At 38.0% G+C, this 18,658-nt stretch carries 17 protein-coding genes; 11 read left to right on the plus strand and 6 right to left on the minus strand.

The genetic code is table 11. The features are described from left to right. Positions 1-1,175 precede the first annotated feature (1,175 nt). Together WBF63_RS02855 and WBF63_RS02860 are read left to right on the plus strand one after the other, a co-directional pair. Positions 1,176-1,640 (plus strand): GNAT family N-acetyltransferase, encoded by a 465-nt coding sequence (locus WBF63_RS02855; RefSeq protein ID WP_424368185.1) that lies wholly within the window; start codon positions 1,176-1,178, stop codon positions 1,638-1,640. Positions 1,641-1,642: 2 nt separating this feature from the next. Further along, a complete protein-coding gene (locus WBF63_RS02860; protein WP_424368186.1) occupies positions 1,643-2,740 on the plus strand; it encodes an alanine racemase in 1,098 nt (365 codons plus the stop codon). Between the two features lie 109 nt (positions 2,741-2,849). On the opposite strand, the gene WBF63_RS02865 is transcribed toward WBF63_RS02860, so the two are convergent. Beyond that, positions 2,850-4,997 (minus strand): S46 family peptidase, encoded by a 2,148-nt coding sequence (locus WBF63_RS02865; protein ID WP_424368401.1) that lies wholly within the window; start codon positions 4,995-4,997, stop codon positions 2,850-2,852. A 103-nt stretch (positions 4,998-5,100) separates the two neighbouring features. Continuing rightward, the gene (locus tag WBF63_RS02870) at positions 5,101-7,146 is read right to left on the minus strand and encodes a T9SS type A sorting domain-containing protein (RefSeq protein WP_424368187.1); all 2,046 of its coding nucleotides are present in this window, start codon (positions 7,144-7,146) and stop codon (positions 5,101-5,103) included. Between the two features lie 170 nt (positions 7,147-7,316). On the opposite strand from WBF63_RS02870, the gene WBF63_RS02875 reads away from it, so the two are divergent. From WBF63_RS02875 to WBF63_RS02900, 6 genes are read left to right on the plus strand one after another with little or no spacing between them, the layout of a single operon-like run. Then, the gene (locus WBF63_RS02875) at positions 7,317-8,057 is read left to right on the plus strand and encodes a hypothetical protein (RefSeq protein WP_424368188.1); all 741 of its coding nucleotides are present in this window, start codon (positions 7,317-7,319) and stop codon (positions 8,055-8,057) included. Continuing rightward, on the plus strand, positions 8,058-8,216 hold the full coding sequence (locus WBF63_RS02880) for a YqaE/Pmp3 family membrane protein (RefSeq protein ID WP_424368189.1): 159 nt from the start codon (positions 8,058-8,060) through the stop codon (positions 8,214-8,216). Continuing rightward, positions 8,213-8,602: a DUF2007 domain-containing protein gene (locus tag WBF63_RS02885; RefSeq protein ID WP_424368190.1), complete on the plus strand. Its 390-nt coding sequence runs from the start codon at positions 8,213-8,215 to the stop codon at positions 8,600-8,602. The genes WBF63_RS02880 and WBF63_RS02885 overlap by 4 nt, the downstream gene beginning before the upstream one ends. Continuing rightward, positions 8,602-9,315 carry a lipoyl(octanoyl) transferase LipB gene (gene lipB, locus WBF63_RS02890; protein WP_424368191.1) on the plus strand — a complete coding sequence of 238 codons (714 nt, stop codon included), beginning with the start codon at positions 8,602-8,604 and terminating at the stop codon, positions 9,313-9,315. The genes WBF63_RS02885 and lipB overlap by 1 nt, the downstream gene beginning before the upstream one ends. 5 nt (positions 9,316-9,320) lie before the next feature. After that, the gene (locus WBF63_RS02895) at positions 9,321-11,588 is read left to right on the plus strand and encodes a GH92 family glycosyl hydrolase (RefSeq protein ID WP_424368192.1); all 2,268 of its coding nucleotides are present in this window, start codon (positions 9,321-9,323) and stop codon (positions 11,586-11,588) included. Further along, positions 11,589-12,395 carry a class I SAM-dependent methyltransferase gene (locus WBF63_RS02900; RefSeq protein WP_424368193.1) on the plus strand — a complete coding sequence of 269 codons (807 nt, stop codon included), beginning with the start codon at positions 11,589-11,591 and terminating at the stop codon, positions 12,393-12,395. A 1-nt stretch (position 12,396) separates the two neighbouring features. Here WBF63_RS02900 and WBF63_RS02905 read toward each other — a convergent pair whose 3' ends face one another. Genes WBF63_RS02905 through WBF63_RS02915 form a run of 3 tightly spaced genes read right to left on the minus strand, consistent with a single transcriptional unit; the run spans position 12,397 to position 14,982 of the window. Continuing rightward, complete coding sequence (locus WBF63_RS02905) at positions 12,397-13,689, minus strand: M28 family metallopeptidase (protein ID WP_424368194.1); 1,293 nt, start codon at positions 13,687-13,689, stop codon at positions 12,397-12,399. Beyond that, on the minus strand, positions 13,682-14,077 hold the full coding sequence (locus WBF63_RS02910; protein WP_424368195.1) for a hypothetical protein: 396 nt from the start codon (positions 14,075-14,077) through the stop codon (positions 13,682-13,684). The genes WBF63_RS02905 and WBF63_RS02910 overlap by 8 nt, the downstream gene beginning before the upstream one ends. A gap of 26 nt (positions 14,078-14,103) precedes the next feature. Further along, positions 14,104-14,982, minus strand: a complete 879-nt coding sequence (locus tag WBF63_RS02915) for a NifU family protein (protein WP_424368196.1) — start codon at positions 14,980-14,982, stop codon at positions 14,104-14,106. A gap of 58 nt (positions 14,983-15,040) precedes the next feature. Between WBF63_RS02915 and WBF63_RS02920 the strand changes: the two genes are divergently transcribed. Then, positions 15,041-15,562: a gamma carbonic anhydrase family protein gene (locus WBF63_RS02920; protein WP_424368197.1), complete on the plus strand. Its 522-nt coding sequence runs from the start codon at positions 15,041-15,043 to the stop codon at positions 15,560-15,562. 1 nt (position 15,563) lies between these two features. On the opposite strand, the gene WBF63_RS02925 is transcribed toward WBF63_RS02920, so the two are convergent. Next, positions 15,564-16,268, minus strand: a complete 705-nt coding sequence (locus tag WBF63_RS02925) for a class I SAM-dependent methyltransferase (protein WP_424368198.1) — start codon at positions 16,266-16,268, stop codon at positions 15,564-15,566. A gap of 165 nt (positions 16,269-16,433) precedes the next feature. On the opposite strand from WBF63_RS02925, the gene WBF63_RS02930 reads away from it, so the two are divergent. After that, positions 16,434-17,975: a serine hydrolase gene (locus WBF63_RS02930; RefSeq protein ID WP_424368199.1), complete on the plus strand. Its 1,542-nt coding sequence runs from the start codon at positions 16,434-16,436 to the stop codon at positions 17,973-17,975. Between the two features lie 58 nt (positions 17,976-18,033). Next, complete coding sequence (locus tag WBF63_RS02935; protein ID WP_424368200.1) at positions 18,034-18,627, plus strand: hypothetical protein; 594 nt, start codon at positions 18,034-18,036, stop codon at positions 18,625-18,627. Positions 18,628-18,658 lie beyond the last annotated feature (31 nt).

Below are 18,658 nucleotides of genomic sequence, written 5' to 3' on the forward strand. Positions count from 1 at the left end.
CAAATAAAAGAGCATTCTATCAAAAAAAGAAGACAGTTGTATAATCAACAAAAATTAATAAATTTATAATCCGAAATACTCCTTAAGGATTTAACTGAAACTGTCCAATTTAGTTTGAAGACGTACAATTCTTGGTTAGATACAAATGAATATCCTTTCCCGCATTGGCAGGATTGAAAAAATAAGCCGATAATATATTGTTCCATTCTAAATATTTCATAATTCATTTTCCATAAATATCTCAATACGATGTAAACACATAAAATCTTTTTTTATCTAAAAAGCAAATAAAGTTTTGTGTTTTTTTGACCAGAAAATGCAATGATGAGGAAATAGATAAAATATTTCATAAGGTTAAAATTTAGTTTTAGTCTTTCAAACATAAAAAACTTCTTATAATTTTCCAAGAAAGAGCAATGAGATTTTGTTCCGGAAAAACTTATTTGCAGAAAAAAATCATCTGCAGCGAATTCTAAGAGATTTTTGAAAAAAAAGAACCATCCCTTATGAGGAAGATGGTTCGTTTGAAAGGATTGGGTCTTTTGGTTAGAAGAGACCTATAAAGAGGGAATGCGCAAATGTATTCAAAGTCTTTTGGATTTAACAAATAATTCCGGGAAACTTATACACCAAAACGCAAAATTATACACGAAAATATGGCAAACTTTACAAATGATAATTGCAGCTGTAAACTTTTTTCAGGATTATTATTCTTTCAACTTATTTTAGGTCGGAACATCAAAATTTCACCCCTTAGAGATGCTTCATAGATACTCCCTACTTAAGCCCAGTATAAGCCCACTTATCAACAATCTGAAATTCACAGTTAATAACTCATTTTTGTCATCAAAAATTCAAAAGTAAAATCTTCCAAATATTCCCAAAATCATATAAAATAAACAACAAAAAATCGAGGCTTTCTCCTTCGGTGAATCTGTCAAGCACGAACCGAAGGTTTGCTAGCGAAGCTAACGAGAAGAATGTCACTATTGTCACTTCGAGCATTTGCCCCCGATAGCTATCGGGGTAAGAGGAAACCCTCCACCGGAGGATTGGAAAAGATCGAGAAGCCAAATCCTCCCACATCCTCACAACGAATTTCTCAAAACTTTAACTCCAAAAATTTTGTCAGTCCCGCCAGAATGTTAAAATGGGGGTGTAATCAAATTTTTAATATGAATTATACAACCAAAACATTAAACGGAATTTCTTCCATAGAAATCGAAAAACTAACTAACTTCCTATATCACAACCTCGACCAGTATGGCGATACCAAATCCGCCATCAGAAAGGCAATCGAATACGCAGCCAAAGAACGCTCAGGCCTTGGCGGCTATCTGTTTACAATTGAAAGTAAAGACGAAATCGTCGGTGCTGTGGTCGTTAACAAAACCGGAATGGATGAATACATCCCGGAAAATATCCTCGTTTATATTGCCGTTCACAAAGAGCACAGGGGAGAAGGGCTCGGGAAACAATTGATGGAATATACTATCGAAAACTGCAAAGGCGATATCGCGCTGCATGTGGAAGCCGATAATCCGGCCAAACATTTGTACACAAAATACGGATTTGAAAATCCTTACTTGGAAATGAGACTTAAAAGAAGTAATTCAGCTTCTAAATCCAAAAAACCTTAGAAATGGCAGAGTTAATTATCAGAACCAAAAAGATACAGGACAATATTCGTTTTCTTAGTAATTATTTCGAGGATAAAAACATCCATTGGAGCCTGATTACCAAAGTCTTTTCGGGCGATAAAACCTTTCTCGAAACGGTTCTCACACCCGAAACCATTCAGTCAATCGGATCGGTTGGAGATTCCAGGCTTACAAGTCTTCGAAATCTCAAGGAAGTAAACCCCGAAATGCGTACGATTTACATCAAGCCTCCCGCAAAAATTTATGCGGAAGAAGTAGTGAAATATGCCGATATTTCCCTGAATTCTTCGTTCGAAACCATCTTGGCACTGAATGAAGCCGCTGGGAAAGCCAATAAAGTTCACCAAATTATCATTATGATTGAATTAGGCGAACTCCGCGAAGGCATCAACCGTGAAGACCTTATGGGATTTTACCAGAAAATATTTGAACTTCCTTTCATTGAAGTAATCGGCTTGGGCTCAAATCTTGGTTGTATGTACGGTATCATTCCTACTTACGATAAATTGCTTCAACTTGTGCTTTACAAAGAATTAATTTCAGCAAAATTTGATAAAGAACTTCCTTTTATTTCAGGCGGTTCGTCCATCACACTTCCTTTGCTGGAGCAGGAAACAATTCCCAAAGAAATCAACCATTACCGGATTGGCGAAGCGGCATTCTTCGGAATAAGTCCTTACGATAATCAAAAATTTGAGGGGCTGTCGGTCGATACTTTTGAATTCCGCGCCAACATCATCGAACTCGAAGAAAAAGAACTGGTTCCAGATGGCGTGATGGGCGAGGGGAATGTAGGGCACACGGCAGAATACAGTACCAAAGATGCCGGGGCTCATTCGGTAAAAGCCATTTTGGATTTCGGAATGCTCGATGTGGACAAGGCCGATATAGATGCGCTTAATGACGATTTGACTTTCGTGGGAATTACTTCCGATATGCTCGTGGTGGACCTAGGCGAAAATAAAGACGAAAACGGAAATCAGAAATACAAAGTAGGGGATCAGATTGCTTTCAAACCTTCTTATATGGCAGTTGCGCGTCTTTTGAATTCTAAATTCATCGACAAGGTTTTTGAATAATTGAATTTAACAAAGATTCAATTATTTAGAATTTAAATTGAATTATTCCAATAAAAAAACCGGTAGTTGAGGTTCTCGAAACTACCGGTTTTCACTATTATGACTGAGATTATTTCACGATTTTCATTTCATCAATCAGATAACCTGCACCGGCAAATTTATCGATGATAAACAAAATGTATCTTGCATCCACCATAATGTTGCGGCAGATTTCCGGATCATAATGAAGGTCGCTCATCGTTCCTTCCCAAACACGGTCAAAATTCAATCCGATTAAATTTCCGTCTTTGTCAAGCGCCGGACTTCCCGAATTTCCGCCGGTTGTATGATTTGAAGCAATGAAATTTACAGGCATTTTGGCTTTTTTCTTTTTGCCTTCGCCATAAATTCCAAAATCCTTATTTTTCTCCAATTCGATTAATTTTTGAGGCATATCGAATTCATAATCACCCGGAATATGTTTGGCAACTGCACCATCCAGGTAAGTCTGCGCATCATATCGCGGTTTGTCTTCAGGCTTGTATCCGTTTACTTTTCCATAAGTCACACGAAGTGTGGAATTCGCATCGGGGAAAAATTTCTTATCAGGAAAAACATCCAGTTGCGCCTGCATATAAGTTCTTTGCAATTGCGCAAGTTGATTTTGAATCGCGGTATATTTTGGCGAAACTTTATCTTCATAAGCTTTCAAAATCAGTCCGATTTCCTGAACCAAAGGATCACTTTCCAAAGCTTCCAAAAGTGCTGTGTTATTTTCAAATGCCTTGGCCGTATCATCCAGAATGCTCACGCCGTTTATCTTTTGTTTTCCGGTCAGAACCGAATTGGCAAAACTTGATGCATTGATATGAATGGCATTGTCGGGAAGGAATTGCGCAGGTACATTTTTCTTATACAAATCAATCAGCGCCAGTGAAACTTCTTGATCCAAAGCTGCATCATAATCCTTGTACAAACCTTTCAGATGGTTGACATATCTTTCTTTTAATCCGTCGAATTCAGGGGTTCCTTTTGCTTTGATTAAATTCTGCATCAACAAAGCCACACGGAAGGTTTCAGAATTTCGGTAAATCGCTTCGTCGAAATAAATTTCAGCCAGCTGATAAGCATCTCCGGCATCGTAAAGCTCATTGAATTCTTTCAGTAAATTACCATATTGGCTTTTCCATTGCGGATTGGCATTGATTCTTTGGGTGAATTCATTTTCATATTTCTGACGTTTTCCAACAGCATTGGATTTTTTTAGACCTAAACTTTCACCGGTCCATTTTTTATGATAATTCGAAATTCTTGCATATTTCGAAGCATATTTAATTCTTGTCGCATTGTCCTGACGCATTTTGGAATCCAGAATTCTCAAAGCCACATCACGGATTCCGATTCGGGCCGGATTGCTGGTATTCAGAATTTGTTCCAGTGCAGGCGACGGAAGGTATTCGTCAGTTGAGCCCGGGAATCCGAACACAAAAGTGAAATCGCCTTCTTTCACACCTTTGATTGAAATCGGTAGGAAATGTTTGGGTGTATAAGGAACGTTGTCCGGCGAATATTCAGCTGGTTTATTGTTTTTATCTGCATAAATTCTAAACAATGCAAAATCCCCAACGTGTCTTGGCCAGGACCAATTGTCTGTATCCATCCCGAAATTCCCGATTCCACCCGGAGGCGCTCCTACCAATCGCACATCACGATAAGTTTCGGTAATGAACTGATAGTATTTATTTCCTTTGTAAAATGCACGGATAAATACATCCTGATAGACTTCTTTTACCACATTTTTTGAAACGATTTCTATGTTGGATTTCACGAATTCCTGGCGTTTGTCTTCGCTCATATCGTCAGTTACACCTTGTAGGATTTTATCGGTCACATCTTTTATGTCAATGATAAAGGTTGCGGTCAGCCCTTTGTTGGGCAATTCTTCCGAAGCATTCATCGCCCAGAAACCATTTTTCAGGTAATCATTTTCCACGCTTGAATGGGATTGAATCTGACCATACCCACAATGGTGGTTGGTGAGCAGAAGTCCTCTGGAAGAAATTACTTCAGAAGTACATCCGCCGCCAAAGTGTGCAATGGCATCTTTGATGCTGGGTGCATTCGGGTTAAAAATATCCTGAGCCGATATTTTCATACCCATTTGTTTCATTTCTGCTTCGTTTAATTCTGTCGGAATCCACATTCCGCCGCCTTGTTGGGCAAAGGAAATTCCGCTGCAGAATACCGCAATCAGTGCAAATAATTTAATTCTTGTCATTTTTTTGATCATTTCCTCCAAAACTACATAAAAATCACGGAACCTTAAATAAAAAAGGGCTTCCATTGCGGAAACCCTTTCTTCATTTTATTGAATTAATTAATTATTTTTTAATCACTTTTATTACTTGAACATCGGTTCCTGAAGTGATTTTAACCAGATAAGTTCCTTGTTCGAATGAACGGAAATCAACCTGACCATTCTGAACTTCAGAAATATTCATCAGCTTTCTGCCTGTCAGATCAAAGATTTCTAAAGAATCAATCTGATTTTTACCTGTGATATTCAACACATCTTTCACCGGATTCGGATAATAAGCAAAAGCATTATTATTAAAATCACTGATACTTAATTCTTCAACCAGTACGGCAGTTGCTTCGCTTTCACATCCGTTAACCGTTTGAGTTACCCAATATGTGGTTCCGTCTACAATCAAAGTAGTATCAGGCAATACAGTTGTCAGATCTTCATCTGCATACCAGGTCAGATCACCTGTGAAATCAAGAGAATCTTCAAGGTCAGCCAATGTATCACCATCTTCGAAATAGAAATCACCTACCGCAAGAGGCGCATCTGGAGCCGGATTAACCGTAACCACAACTTCTGTCATATCAGATTCGCAGACAGTAATATCACCGGTCTGAACGGTCCAATTGTAGAAGAAATAATAAAGCGTATTGTTTGTTTCTGAATTGTTAATAGTTCCACCTATTACAGAACCTACATCACCAATCGGATAAGGGAATCCAGCATGTTCACTTGAGAATTCTCTTACCATAACAGGACTTGAAGCTGCAACCAGTCGGTAAGTATTTCCTGCTTCTACACTGAAATTCAAAGGAACTTCAAATTGAACAGGATTGGAAGAACTTCCTGCCGGACAAGCCACAGTGGTTTCTTCAAGAACCGCCCAGTTTTCATCCAGAAGCTGCATTACCAAATCGCCAGGATTATTAGATGCCAAATAAACATCCACAGAAGTAATCGTAAAGTCTGCAGTAGTGTCAAACGACAATCCCCATGGACTTGTTGCGGCTACTACCGATGAATTGGAATTGGAAGCCGGAGCTACGCGTGCACCACCTTCAATGATTTCACCATCACCGCCGGTCCCATAAGAAACTGCCTGAACCCAATAAGAAGTAGTTGCTGTCAGGGCAGGTGTTTCAAAAGTTGTTCCTGTGTAAATAGGAGTAGTGCCTGTCGCTGAATCATACCAGTTAACTTCATCTCCATTGGAAGTAGCCGTAAGCGTTGCGCTGCTTCCTTCACAGATTTCAGCATCTTCTACTGTCAGGGTAGGAGTCGTACAATCACTGTCATCAGGATTCAGAAGCGTAAAGAATTGTGCACCTCCAGCCGCTACTAATGTGCTGTTACCCGTTGCAACATCTAGTTTGAAAATACCGCTTCCGCTGGTCCAAAGAATATTACCATCACCGGTTTCAATCACACCACGGACACTGCTTTCGCTCCAGTAGTCAACTTGAGTTCCCGTAGCAGGATCAAAAATATAAACTCCGGAAGGGGAGCTGAAATTTCCAACTAATAGATTCCCTGAATCCATTAGCCACAATTGCTGAGCAAAGTTTAAAGTATTTGGGTTGACTACATTGTCGATGTAATTCCCACTGTAATCCCATCTTTCAATGGGAGAGCCACCGTCAATATAGGAAATGAAAACTTCGCCATTACCGGCATCAACCACATCAAAAGTCGAATTTCCATGAGTAGGATAAAAGCCCAGATAATTTCCGCTTGTGTCAAAACGGACAATGGCATCACCGGGAGCTCCGTTTCCTGAACCGGCATTCGTTACCCAAACTTCCGAATCATTTATCAACGCCAGTCCTTTGACGTTATCCATATTTCCTGTAATGGTGCTGAGATGTGTGCCACTCATATCAAAACGGAAAATAGCATCTTCGATCTGGTCAGAAACCCAGATTTCCGAACCTACCTGGATGATTCCTTTTGGCGTGCCGGCATCTACCAAAGAAAGGTCAATGAACTGAGGATCTTCAATGACTCCGGTTTCTGCATTCATTAATACAACATAGGGGTTCTGAATAACCGCAATCTGTTCCTGAGAAAAGACATTCGTGCAGTAAAAAAGAACTAACCCAAAAGAAAATAAAAGTTTTTTCATCTGATAAAATTTTAGAGTTATTAATTTGGGGTTAAATTACTAAAATATTTCAGCTTGAGACTTTAAACTATAATAGTTTAACATTATGATGCTGGCTCGCTTTGTATTTAGCAACTAACTATACTGATTTTTAATACGGATTTTATAACTTTACTCACTTATAAACTTATATGAAAAATATACTTATACTCTCTGTTACAGCTCTTCTAATGGTTTCATGCCAAATTACCGAAAGATTTTATTTGCAGGAATCGGGCGCCATTAAGTACGAAACGGAACTCAATTTCAGCGAAATGATGGCTTTCCTCTATGATGAACACACCAAAGACTCACTCAGACAAACAGGTGATTTCCCCTTGGATACCCTCATTAATTTTGCCGATCTCCAGGACTTCAACCAGATGAGTTCAGATAGCATAAGCCAGGCAGAGATTGATTTTATGCGTTCTATGGACAAAACAAAAGTTCATATGATTATAAATGACAATGAAGGGAAAATGATTATTCGTATTGAAGAGAAAAATATGAATGCTTTCAATCTTTATCTGGACAAAATGAATTCAGCTCTGGCAAAACTGGAAAAGGAAGATCCCGAAGCCGCAGCAGAAATGGGACAATCGGGACTGATGAAATCACTCGAAGTTAAATTTGATGGTAAAAACTTTCAGAGAATTGCAAAAAATCAAAATAAATTTCTGGATGAACTCGATGACAGTACAGCCGAAGCAACCCGACAAATGATGAATATGTTTCAATACAAAATGGAATACCATTTTCCAAAAAGAGTGAAAAAAGCTTCCATTGAAAATGCAACTTTCAGTATAGACGGAAAAACCATGACCGTTGATGTGCCTATGAGCGAATTATTGGAAAATCCGGATAAATATAATTTTACGGTTGAACTGGAATAAATGAGTGTAGGGCGTGTCATACTTTCCATACTTTTTCCTACGCTTGCCGTGCTGGACAAAGGATGTGGCTCTATTATCATCGTTTCAATCCTGACTGCCTTAGGATGGATTCCGGGCGTGATTGCTGCCTTAATTATTTTAAACAATCCCAACAGATGAATACCAGACTTATAGGCAAATATTCGCAATCACATCTGGCATATATCCATAAGGGGGTACTGGAAGAATCCGGACTGGACGTTTTTATTTTCGGGAATAATTTCATGAGTGTTGCGCCCAATTTAACAGGAATTCTGGATGCGGGAATTGAACTCAGGGTGAGGGAAGAAGATTTTGAAAAAGCCAGGGAAATTCTTCAGTTTCAGGAAGATGATAAAATGATTTGTGCCAATTGTGGTTCGGGAAATATAAAATTCAGCTATGGGAAAAATGGATTACTAGAGATAGTTTTTTCCGTCTTTTCGGCATTGGTTGTATCGACGCCTTTCGGCAATATAAAAAGACAGTATTTTTGCAAAGATTGTGGTTTTAAAAATCAAGACTAATGAAGGAGATTTTATTTAAAGATTTGGGAACAGATCAGGATTATCAGAAAACATGGGATTTTCAGGAATCTCTTCTGGCCGAATCGGTTGCCATCAAATCCCGAAACAGAGAAAAGGAAAAAAACGGACAAAAGGATTTTGAACAGACAAAAAATCATTTGTTATTTGTAGAACATCCGCACGTTTATACGCTTGGAAAAAGCGGACATATCGAAAACCTTCTCGCCAGCCAGGATTTTCTGAGTCAGATCAAAGCGACCTTTGTCAAAACGAACCGCGGTGGCGATATCACTTACCACGGACCGGGACAATTGGTGGGTTATCCCATTCTGGATCTGGACAACTTCAAACCCGATATTCATCTCTATATGCGGAATCTGGAAGAAGTCATTATCAAAACAATTGCCGATTACGGATTAAAAGGCGAACGTTCAAAAGGTGAAACAGGAGTTTGGCTCGATGTCGGGAAACCTTTTGCCAGAAAGATCTGCGCTATGGGCGTCAAAGCTTCGCGCTGGGTTACCATGCACGGGTTCGCCCTTAACGTAAATTCGGATTTGAAGTATTTCGAATACATCATTCCCTGCGGAATTCAAGACAAAGCAGTCACTTCTCTCGAGCGGGAATTAGGCCGGGAAGTTCCAATGGAGGAAGTAAAAGAGAAAGTGAAAAAATATTTCGCCGAAGTATTTGAAGCCGATATCCTAAATTAATCCGAATGAAGAAATTATTCCTACTGATTTTTTGCTTAAGCATCTTTCTAAAAAGTCAGGAGATTTCTTATGTGGATTACGTAAATCCCCTGATGGGCACACAATCGGTGTATGAACTTTCAAACGGAAATACCTATCCGGCGATAGGTGTGCCTTGGGGAATGAATTATTGGTCTCCTCAAACCGGGAAAATGGGTGACGGATGGATGTACACTTACACGGCCAATAAAATAAAAGGTTTCAAACAAACCCATCAGCCTTCACCATGGATGAATGATTACGGACAATTTTCCATCATGCCGGTCAAAGGTTTGAAAATAACCGAAACCGAACGTGAAAGCTGGTTTTCACACAAAGCAGAAATCAGTAAACCTTATTATTACAGCGTTTACCTGGCCGATCATGATATCACAACTGAAATCACGCCTACCGAACGCGCTGCTCAATTTCGTTTTACATTTCCCCAAACAGATGATGGTTGGGTGATTGTGGATGCTTTTGACAGAAATTCTTATGTGAAAATCATTCCCGAAGAACGAAAAGTCATAGGTTACAGTACGCGTTACAGCCGTGGAAATCTCATCAATTTCAAAAATTATTTTGTAATAGAATTTGATGAAAAGTTTACGGATTTCAAAGTCTGGGACGGTAAGAAAATTCAATCCGGAAAATCGGAGATAACAGCTCCTCATGCCATTGCAGCTGTTCAGTTTAAAACTAAAAAAGGTGAAACCATCCGGGCAAAACTGGCTTCCTCTTTCATCAGTTTTGAACAGGCTGAATTGAATTTAGAAAGAGAAATTGGCAATGATAAATTTGAAGAAACAAAAGAAAAGGCCAAAAATTACTGGAACGAACAATTAAGTAAAATAAAAGTGGAAGGAGGAACGGAGGAACAAATTCGGACTTTTTATTCCTGTTTGTATCGTACTTTGTTGTTTCCCAATAAATTATATGAAATAAATGAAGAGGAGAAAGTGGTGCATTGGAGCCCTTATAACGGTCAGATTCTTCCCGGTTATATGTTTGCCGGAACCGGATTTTGGGATACTTTTCGGGCACTTTATCCTTTGCTGAATTTGGTTTATCCCTCGATTAACAAAGAAATGCAGGCAGGTTTGGCCAATGCTTATTTGGAAGGCGGATTTTTACCCGAATGGTCCAGTCCGGGTTATGCCGATATCATGATCGGGAACAATTCGGCTTCCGTCGTAGCAGATGCCTACCTCAAAGGTTTGAGAGGTTATGACATCGATACGCTTTGGGAAGCAGTTATACATGGTGCCAACAATGAAGGCCCGATGACTGCAGTCGGTAGAGCAGGTGTTGATTATTACAATTCACTCGGATATGTTCCTTACGATGTGAAAATCAATGAAAATGCAGCAAGAACACTCGAATATGCCTACGATGATTTTTGTATCTGGCAGTTGGGAAAAGCATTGGGAAAACCTGATTCGGAAATAGATATTTATAGGCAGCGAAGTTTGAATTATCGGAATCTTTTTGATCCTGAAACCAAATGGATGCGCGGAAAAAATAAAAACGGAAGTTTTCAGTCGCCTTTTAATCCTTTGAAATGGGGTGATGCCTTTACCGAAGGAAACAGTATGCATTATACCTGGTCGGTTTTTCATGATGTTCAGGGCTTGATTGATCTGATGGGTGGGAAGAAAAAATTCGTAAAAAAGCTGGATGAGGTTTTTGAAATGAGCCCTGATTTTGATGAATCTTATTACGGACAAGTCATCCATGAAATACGCGAAATGCAGATTGTGAAAATGGGACAATATGCTCATGGCAACCAACCGATTCAGCACATGATTTACCTTTATAATTATGCAGGAGAACCTTATAAAACCCAATATTGGATCCGGCAGGTAATTGACCGCCTTTACAGTTCAGCACCAGACGGATATTGCGGAGATGAGGACAATGGACAGACTTCTGCCTGGTATGTTTTTTCGGCACTTGGTTTTTATCCGGTAACACCGGCGGTCAATCAATACGTGATGGGAGCTCCGCTTTTTGAGAGAGCCACAATTGAACTCGAAAACGGAAATTATTTTGTCATTCAGAAAAATGAAAACTCACCTGAAAAATTTTATGTGAACAAAGCCTGGTACAACGGAAAAGAATTTGAAAAAAACTTTATAAATTTCGAAGAAATCACAAATGGTGGTGTTTTTTATTTCGAAATGAATGATAAACCCAATAAAAAACGGGGAACTGACAATGCAGATGTTCCTTATTCGCTTTCAAATGAAAAATAAATGAAAGATTATCTTGACAAAAACCGGAATTCATGGAACAAACGTGCAGAGCTTCATATAGATTCTGAATTTTATGATGTAAAAGGATTTTTGGCAGGGAAATCCTCCTTGAATTCAATTGAACTTGAACTTTTGGGTGATATAAATGGAAAATCCGTTTTGCATTTGCAATGTCATTTCGGTCAGGATACAATTTCGCTCAGCCGGATGGGAGCAGAGGTTACAGGCGTTGACCTTTCAGATAAAGCCATCGAACTGGCAAAGGAACTGGCAGAAAAAGATAATTCTTCTGCTAAATTTATCTGTTGTGATGTTTATGATTTACCCAATCATTTGGACGAGAAATTCGATATTGTTTTCACATCTTACGGAACCATTGGTTGGCTGCCCGATCTGGATAAATGGGCAAAACTGATTTCACATTTTCTAAAACCGGGCGGTAAATTTGTCTTTGTGGAATTCCATCCTTTTATCTGGATGTATGACGATGATTTAAACCAAATTACCTATAATTATTTCAAAGATGAACCGATTGTTGAAGTCAAAGAATCTTCCTATACCGATGGGAAATTCTCAGATAAAATCGAAGATGTCAGCTGGAATCATAGTTTAAGTGAAGTAATTAATTCGTTGATAAATAATAACTTGAATATTAAATCTTTGAAAGAATTTGATTATTCGCCTTATGATATATTTGCCGATTCAATAGAGGTCGAACCGGGAAAGTTTCGTGTTAAGAAATTCGGGAATAAGGCGCCTTTGGTTTATTCTTTAATTGCAGAAAAGAAATCATTTTCTCAGGCTTAGTTTAAAGATTTTGAATAAACTCAATAAATAAATTCTTCAAATCCTCAAATTCAGCCAGATACAAGGATTCCGATGTGTCGAAAACATCGTGATAATGTCCCGGACCGCCCAGTGTATAAGTGAAAAACGATGGAACTCCTTTTTCATAAAAAGGACAATGATCGGAATTACAAGCTTCTCCGCGTTTCCGAATTTGTTTTAAATACTTCTTTTCGGAATTAATTTGATCAAGCAAAGCGTATTCTTTTTCAAAAATCGAACTGTTCACAATCTGAATTCCTTCTTCGCCGGCGCCCATGATATCGAAATTCAATAGAAATTTAATTTTTGCTAAATCAACCAAAGGATTTTCCACGAAATATTTAGAGCCAACAAGTCCGGCTTCTTCCGCAGCAAAACCTATAAAGACAAGGGAATATTTCGGTTTGTTCTGACTGAAATATTTAGCCAATTCCAACAAAAATGCAGTGCCGCTTGCATTGTCACTCGCACCTGGAAAAATCGTATTTCCAACTTTTCCCAAATGGTCAAAATGTGCAGTTATTAAAATCAGCGAATCCTTGTTTTCGCCTTCAATCAATCCGATTATATTTTTTGTTTTATAACTTACAATAAAGTCATTTTCAATTAAATAGTCATCTATGTTTAAACTATCACTATAAAAATTATCATTTACAAAAAAACGGCTAAAACTCTGTTCAGTCTGTGACAAAGAAGCCGTTAATTTATCCTTGCTGAAATGAAAAATCGCTCGGTTCCGGTTTTCTTCGGGGCGATAAAAATGAGGCCAATGTTTATAATATTGATTAAGTGAATCTACTTCGAAATGATGCGGCGGAAAGACGACGTGCTTTTCTTTTTGTTGAAGCATATCCGTCCTGATAAAATCAATAAAATCGCTTTCCTTATTCAGTGAATTCACAAAATCATTTGGATTGAAATAATAAATCGGTCTGGAATGAAAACTTTGGGATTTAGAGCCCGGATCGACCAGAAAATCAACTCCATACTTCAGTTCTTTTCCGTTTATTTTCAGTTTTGCTTCCTTGATGACGTTGATCGGCATTGAAAATTCCTGAAAATAAGAATCTCCGATTTTTTTCAGTCCGAATTTTTCAAATTCTTCGGCAATGAATTCGGCTGTTTTGTTCATTCCTTCGTCCACATAACCACGGCCTGCGTAACTTTCAGAAGTAAGTTGATTTATGACGGATCTTGCATAGTCTGAATCAGTTTTCTGGCTAAAACCAAAAATGGAGAAACTGAGGAGCAGAAATGAAAAATATTTAGTCATTTTTTCGGACTTTTTCAGGTGTTTTCCTTGAAATCAATCCAAAGAAAACGGCCAGTAATAAATGAATAACCATTGGGATTATACATAATAATTCCTGATTTCTAAAACTGAAATTCAGTAATATTAATCCGGTTATTAAGTTGAATGTCAGATTTGTAATGCTTATGGGTCTGCCATATATCCCTCCAATTAAACTGTTTCTGAAAAACCAGTTGAGATAAGCAAAGCTCAATATGGCCGCTCCAAATAACTGTGAAAAAAGAATTAATTCTTCTTCTGTATTAGAATGAATTTTTAAAAGAATTTCTTCCGGAAAGAAAAGACAGACAAGACCTGTGATGGCATAATAAAATGCAGAAAGTTTGATAAGATAAGCGGTTTTTTGCATTCTATTTCTGAATTATCTAACTGAAATTATCCGTTTATAGCTTCCACATTTTCGACTTTTCCGGGCATCATTTGTTTCAACATAGTTTCGATACCGTTTTTAAGCGTGATTGTGGAAGAGGGGCAACCCGAACAAGCACCTTGTAAAAGCATTCGAGCTGTTTTGGTTTCTTCTTCAAATTCAATCAGTTGTATATTTCCGCCATCTCCGGCAACTGCGGGCTGAATGTATTCAGAAATGATATCATTGATTTCCAGTTCAACGTCTGAATAATCCTTTTTAACGAATGTTTTTTCGTAAGGATTCTGAAGCGGAACATAGTTTTCACTAATAATTTCTTTATCGCTTTGCAAATAATCCAGCAGATAATAACGAAGTTCCAACGCGATTTCATTCCAATCGGCTTCCTGAACTTTTGTAATCGAAATATAATTCTCTGTTACAAAAACTTCTTTCACATAATCAAAGGAATATAATTCTTTGGCGAGAGGAAAATCTGCAACATCTTCCGGGTTTTTGGCTTCGGCAATTCCTTTGTACAATAATTTATTGGTCACAAATTTCATTACCGCCGGATTGGGTGTCATTTCTACATATAAAGTAAACGGATCTTCTTTTTGAAATTGTAAAAGGATAGTTCCTTCATTCAGGTGACGATTGACAATTTCCTTGATTTCATCAGCCACCATTTCCCATTCAATTCCATCTATTTTCTGAACGGCTACAAAATTGGCGGTAATAAAAACTTTGGATACAAAAGGAAATTGTAGAAGTTCCTGAGCGAGAAGTGATTCTTCGGCGGCATCTTCTTTGCTAATTTCAAGTCCGCCTGCAGTAAGGGTTTCATCGCAAACAAATTTCATTATGTTTGGATTGGGTGTCTGGTCTATATAAACTCTCATCATGCGGCAAAAATACGGCTTCTTTTGCTATATTTAGACCAAAATTTGATAGTTTAATTTTATGGCAGTTGTAAAAGAATTATTAGGCAAGAATCCCAAATTCGGAGAAAATTGTTTTTTGGCCGAAACCGCAGTGATAATCGGGGATGTGGAAATGGGTGATGATTGCAGTATTTGGTACAATGCGGTTTTACGTGGAGATGTTCATTACATCAAAATGGGAAATAAGGTCAATGTCCAGGACAATGCGATGATTCATTGTACTTATCAGAAATGCCCGACGAAAATCGGTAATAATGTTTCCATCGGTCACAATGCGGTGGTTCATGGCTGTACGATTCACGACAATGTGCTGATCGGAATGGGGGCAATTGTGATGGATGATTGTGTGGTAGAATCTTATTCGATTGTGGCGGCCGGAGCTGTGGTGACACAGAATACGCACATCCGCGAAGGCGAACTCTGGGCAGGAGTTCCGGCAAAAAAAATCGGAATGGTTTCTCAAAATCTGAAAGAAGGCGAAATCGAAAGAATTGCCAATAATTATGTGAAATACAGCAGTTGGTATAAGGAAGATTTATAGCTTACCTCACCCGAATTTCGGCCAGATAAGCATCGCCTTCTTTGAGGATTAAATCAGTTTTCAGGTTCTGTTTTTCAGCAAAATCACTCAGAATCAAATAATCCAGATAAAGCCATTTGAAGGGAACTTCTTTTTGGCCTTTGTAATAAAGATAATAATCAACTTCGCCATAATAATTCGCAAGCGGAATGGAGAAATTTCCATCCTGATTTTGATACATATAAAGCAAATCGGTTCCGTCGATGAGAATTTTTCCCTCTGGATTTAACAAAGAGGAAAGTTTATTCAAATAAATATCAATCTGATCCATCGTTTGAAAAATTCCGGTTCCGTTCATCAGAAGTAAAATCGTATCGAATTTTTCTTCGGGCGAATAGTTCAATAAATTTTCACAAACCGTTTTTTGAACACCTCGAAGTTTGCACACTTCAATGGATTTGGGTGAAATATCCAAAGCCGTCACGTCCAGATTTTTTTCGTTTTGTAAATACAAGCTATGCGAACCCGCACCGGCTCCAACATCCAAAACCTTTCCTTTTGCGAGTTCCAGCGCTTTTTGCTCAAGCAAATTCATTCCATCGAAATCCCGAAAAAGATATTCCACCGGAAGCTCATCCAGTTCGGAAATCGAAGTTTCGGTTTGAATATCCTCCGGCGAATTATCGTGGTAATAGTCCCAAATGGCCTGACCCATTAAATCTTTCATGCGATAAAATTAAGATTAAATTAATTATCGTTTTTCCCTGAGTTGAAACTCGGGGTTGCAAAGCCTTAAATTTTTGTGTGCTTTGTGTCAAAACTTTGTGTTCTTTGTGGTTAATCTTCGTTATGAATTTTAATTAATTATTTTTACGGCATAATTTTAAAAAAAATGAATAAAAAATACTTTTTCCTGATTCTGATTTTCTTAGCTTCAACCGTTTTTTCGCAGGAAATTCCCGAACATAAAGTCGATGTTTTGGTCGATAAAACCCTCGAAACTTTTAACGTTCCGGGTATTGCAGTCGGAATTGTTCACAACGGAAACCTTGTTCTGGCAAAAGGTTACGGCCTTGCCAACATCGAAACCGGAGAAAAAGTAAATGCCGATACCAATTTTGGGATTGCATCCAATTCCAAAGCTTTTACCACAACTGCCATTGCACTTTTGATCGACGAAGGAAAAATCAATTGGGACGATAAAGTCAAAAAATACATTCCCGAATTTAAAATGTACAATGATTATGTAACCGAAGAATTTACCATTCGGGATTTGGTGACGCACCGCAGCGGACTCGGACTTGGCGCCGGCGACCTGATGGTCTGGCCGGACGGACACGATTTCACGCCCAGAGATATCATTCAAAACATTCAGTTTCTAAAACCGGTTTCGGATTTCCGTTCGAAATATGATTACGATAATTTATTGTACATCATTGCCGGAGTGGTGATCGAAAGAGTTTCGGGAATGAGCTGGACCGATTTCATTCAAAAGAAATTTTTAGAACCTTTGGAAATGAACCGTACAGCGCCCAATTGGAATACGCTGAAAGATAAATCCAATGCCATTGCGCCCCATGTTCCGATTGACGGTAATTTAAAAGTCATCGACCGATATACCAATCCGATTTTTGATGCTGCCGCCGGAATTTATTCGAATGTCACTGACCTGACAAAATGGGTTCAGTTCCAATTGAATTACGGGAAAACGAAAGAGGGAATTCAACTGGTTTCGGAAGAGCGAATGCGCGAACTTTCCAAACCTCAGACTTTGATGCCGGTTACATCCAAAGAACCTTATCATTCTTTGTTTCGGGCATACGGACTTGGTTTTGTGGTGGAAGACATGGCCGGGAAATTACAGGTTTCGCACACGGGCGGACTGGAAGGAATTGTCACACAAATCATTATGTTTCCGCAGCTCGATTTGGGCATCATTGTTTTGACGAACCAACAAGAAGGTGCCGCTTTTATGGCGGTTTCCAATACGATTAAAGATTTCTATCTCGGACTTCCCGAAAGAGATTGGGTAAAGGAATACGACGAATTGATTTCCCAAAGAAGGGGCGATGCCGATAAAATCACTTCGGAAGTTTGGGAAACAGTTGAGAAGAATAAAAAATCAAAACAGCCCGACACCAAAGATTTAATCGGGACTTATCAAGACAATTGGTTCGGGGAAATTAGAATTTCAAACGAAAAAGGAAAACTTCGTTTCACGTCCAAACGATCAGGTCAGTTGAAAGGTGAAATGTTTTATTACAAAGACAATACCTATGCGGTGAAGTGGGACAATGCCTATCTGCACGCCGATGCTTTTGTTTTTGTCCAAACCGAAAACGGTAAAATCACCGGATTGAAAATGGAACCGATTTCTCCATTGACCGATTTCAGTTATGATTTTCAGGATTTGGATTTTGTGAAGGTTGATTAAATAAGATTTATAATTCACAAAATTGAATAGTGAATTGACAATTTAGTATTTAAAAATCATGAAAGTTTTAATTATCTCCTTTTTGATATTATTCATAACAAGTTCGTGTTCAACGAATGTTGTTGATAGTCAGGGAGTAAAAGAAAAACAATTCGCAACAGAATTTTCATTTTTGATAGCACAAAAAAATGACATCACGTTAAATGAAAATGACAATTACTTCATTGTTCGATATAATGATGAGGATTTTTATAAAAAAATGGAAAATGTATATATACTTTTTTTCTTTCATCAAAATGAACTTTCAATTCAGGCGTTTCATAATGAAAAAGAGTTTCAGGAAATAAAAGTAAACCCCGATCTATATTCTCAGCTTTTAAATGAAAATGTATCTAAATATAAATCTCAGAACTTTAAAAAGTTTACAACTGAAGATGGAAGTGAGATAAGTGTAAATAATACAGTTATTACAGAATATTACTTTAATTATTTAGGTAATAGATTTTATAAAGAAATTCGAGAGTTTGATTATTCTACCTTTGAAAAAATGAAAAACATAAATTCGGAGTATAATCTAAGTTTGTCATTATTGGAATTTGATACTTTTGTTAAGCAAGGATTGTTCTATTATTTTGAGAAAATTGATGAATAAGCAATTTTCAAATTAAAAACGAACTTCGAAA

It is taken from the genome of Moheibacter sp., from assembly GCF_049672845.1.
Taxonomy (GTDB): domain Bacteria; phylum Bacteroidota; class Bacteroidia; order Flavobacteriales; family Weeksellaceae; genus Moheibacter.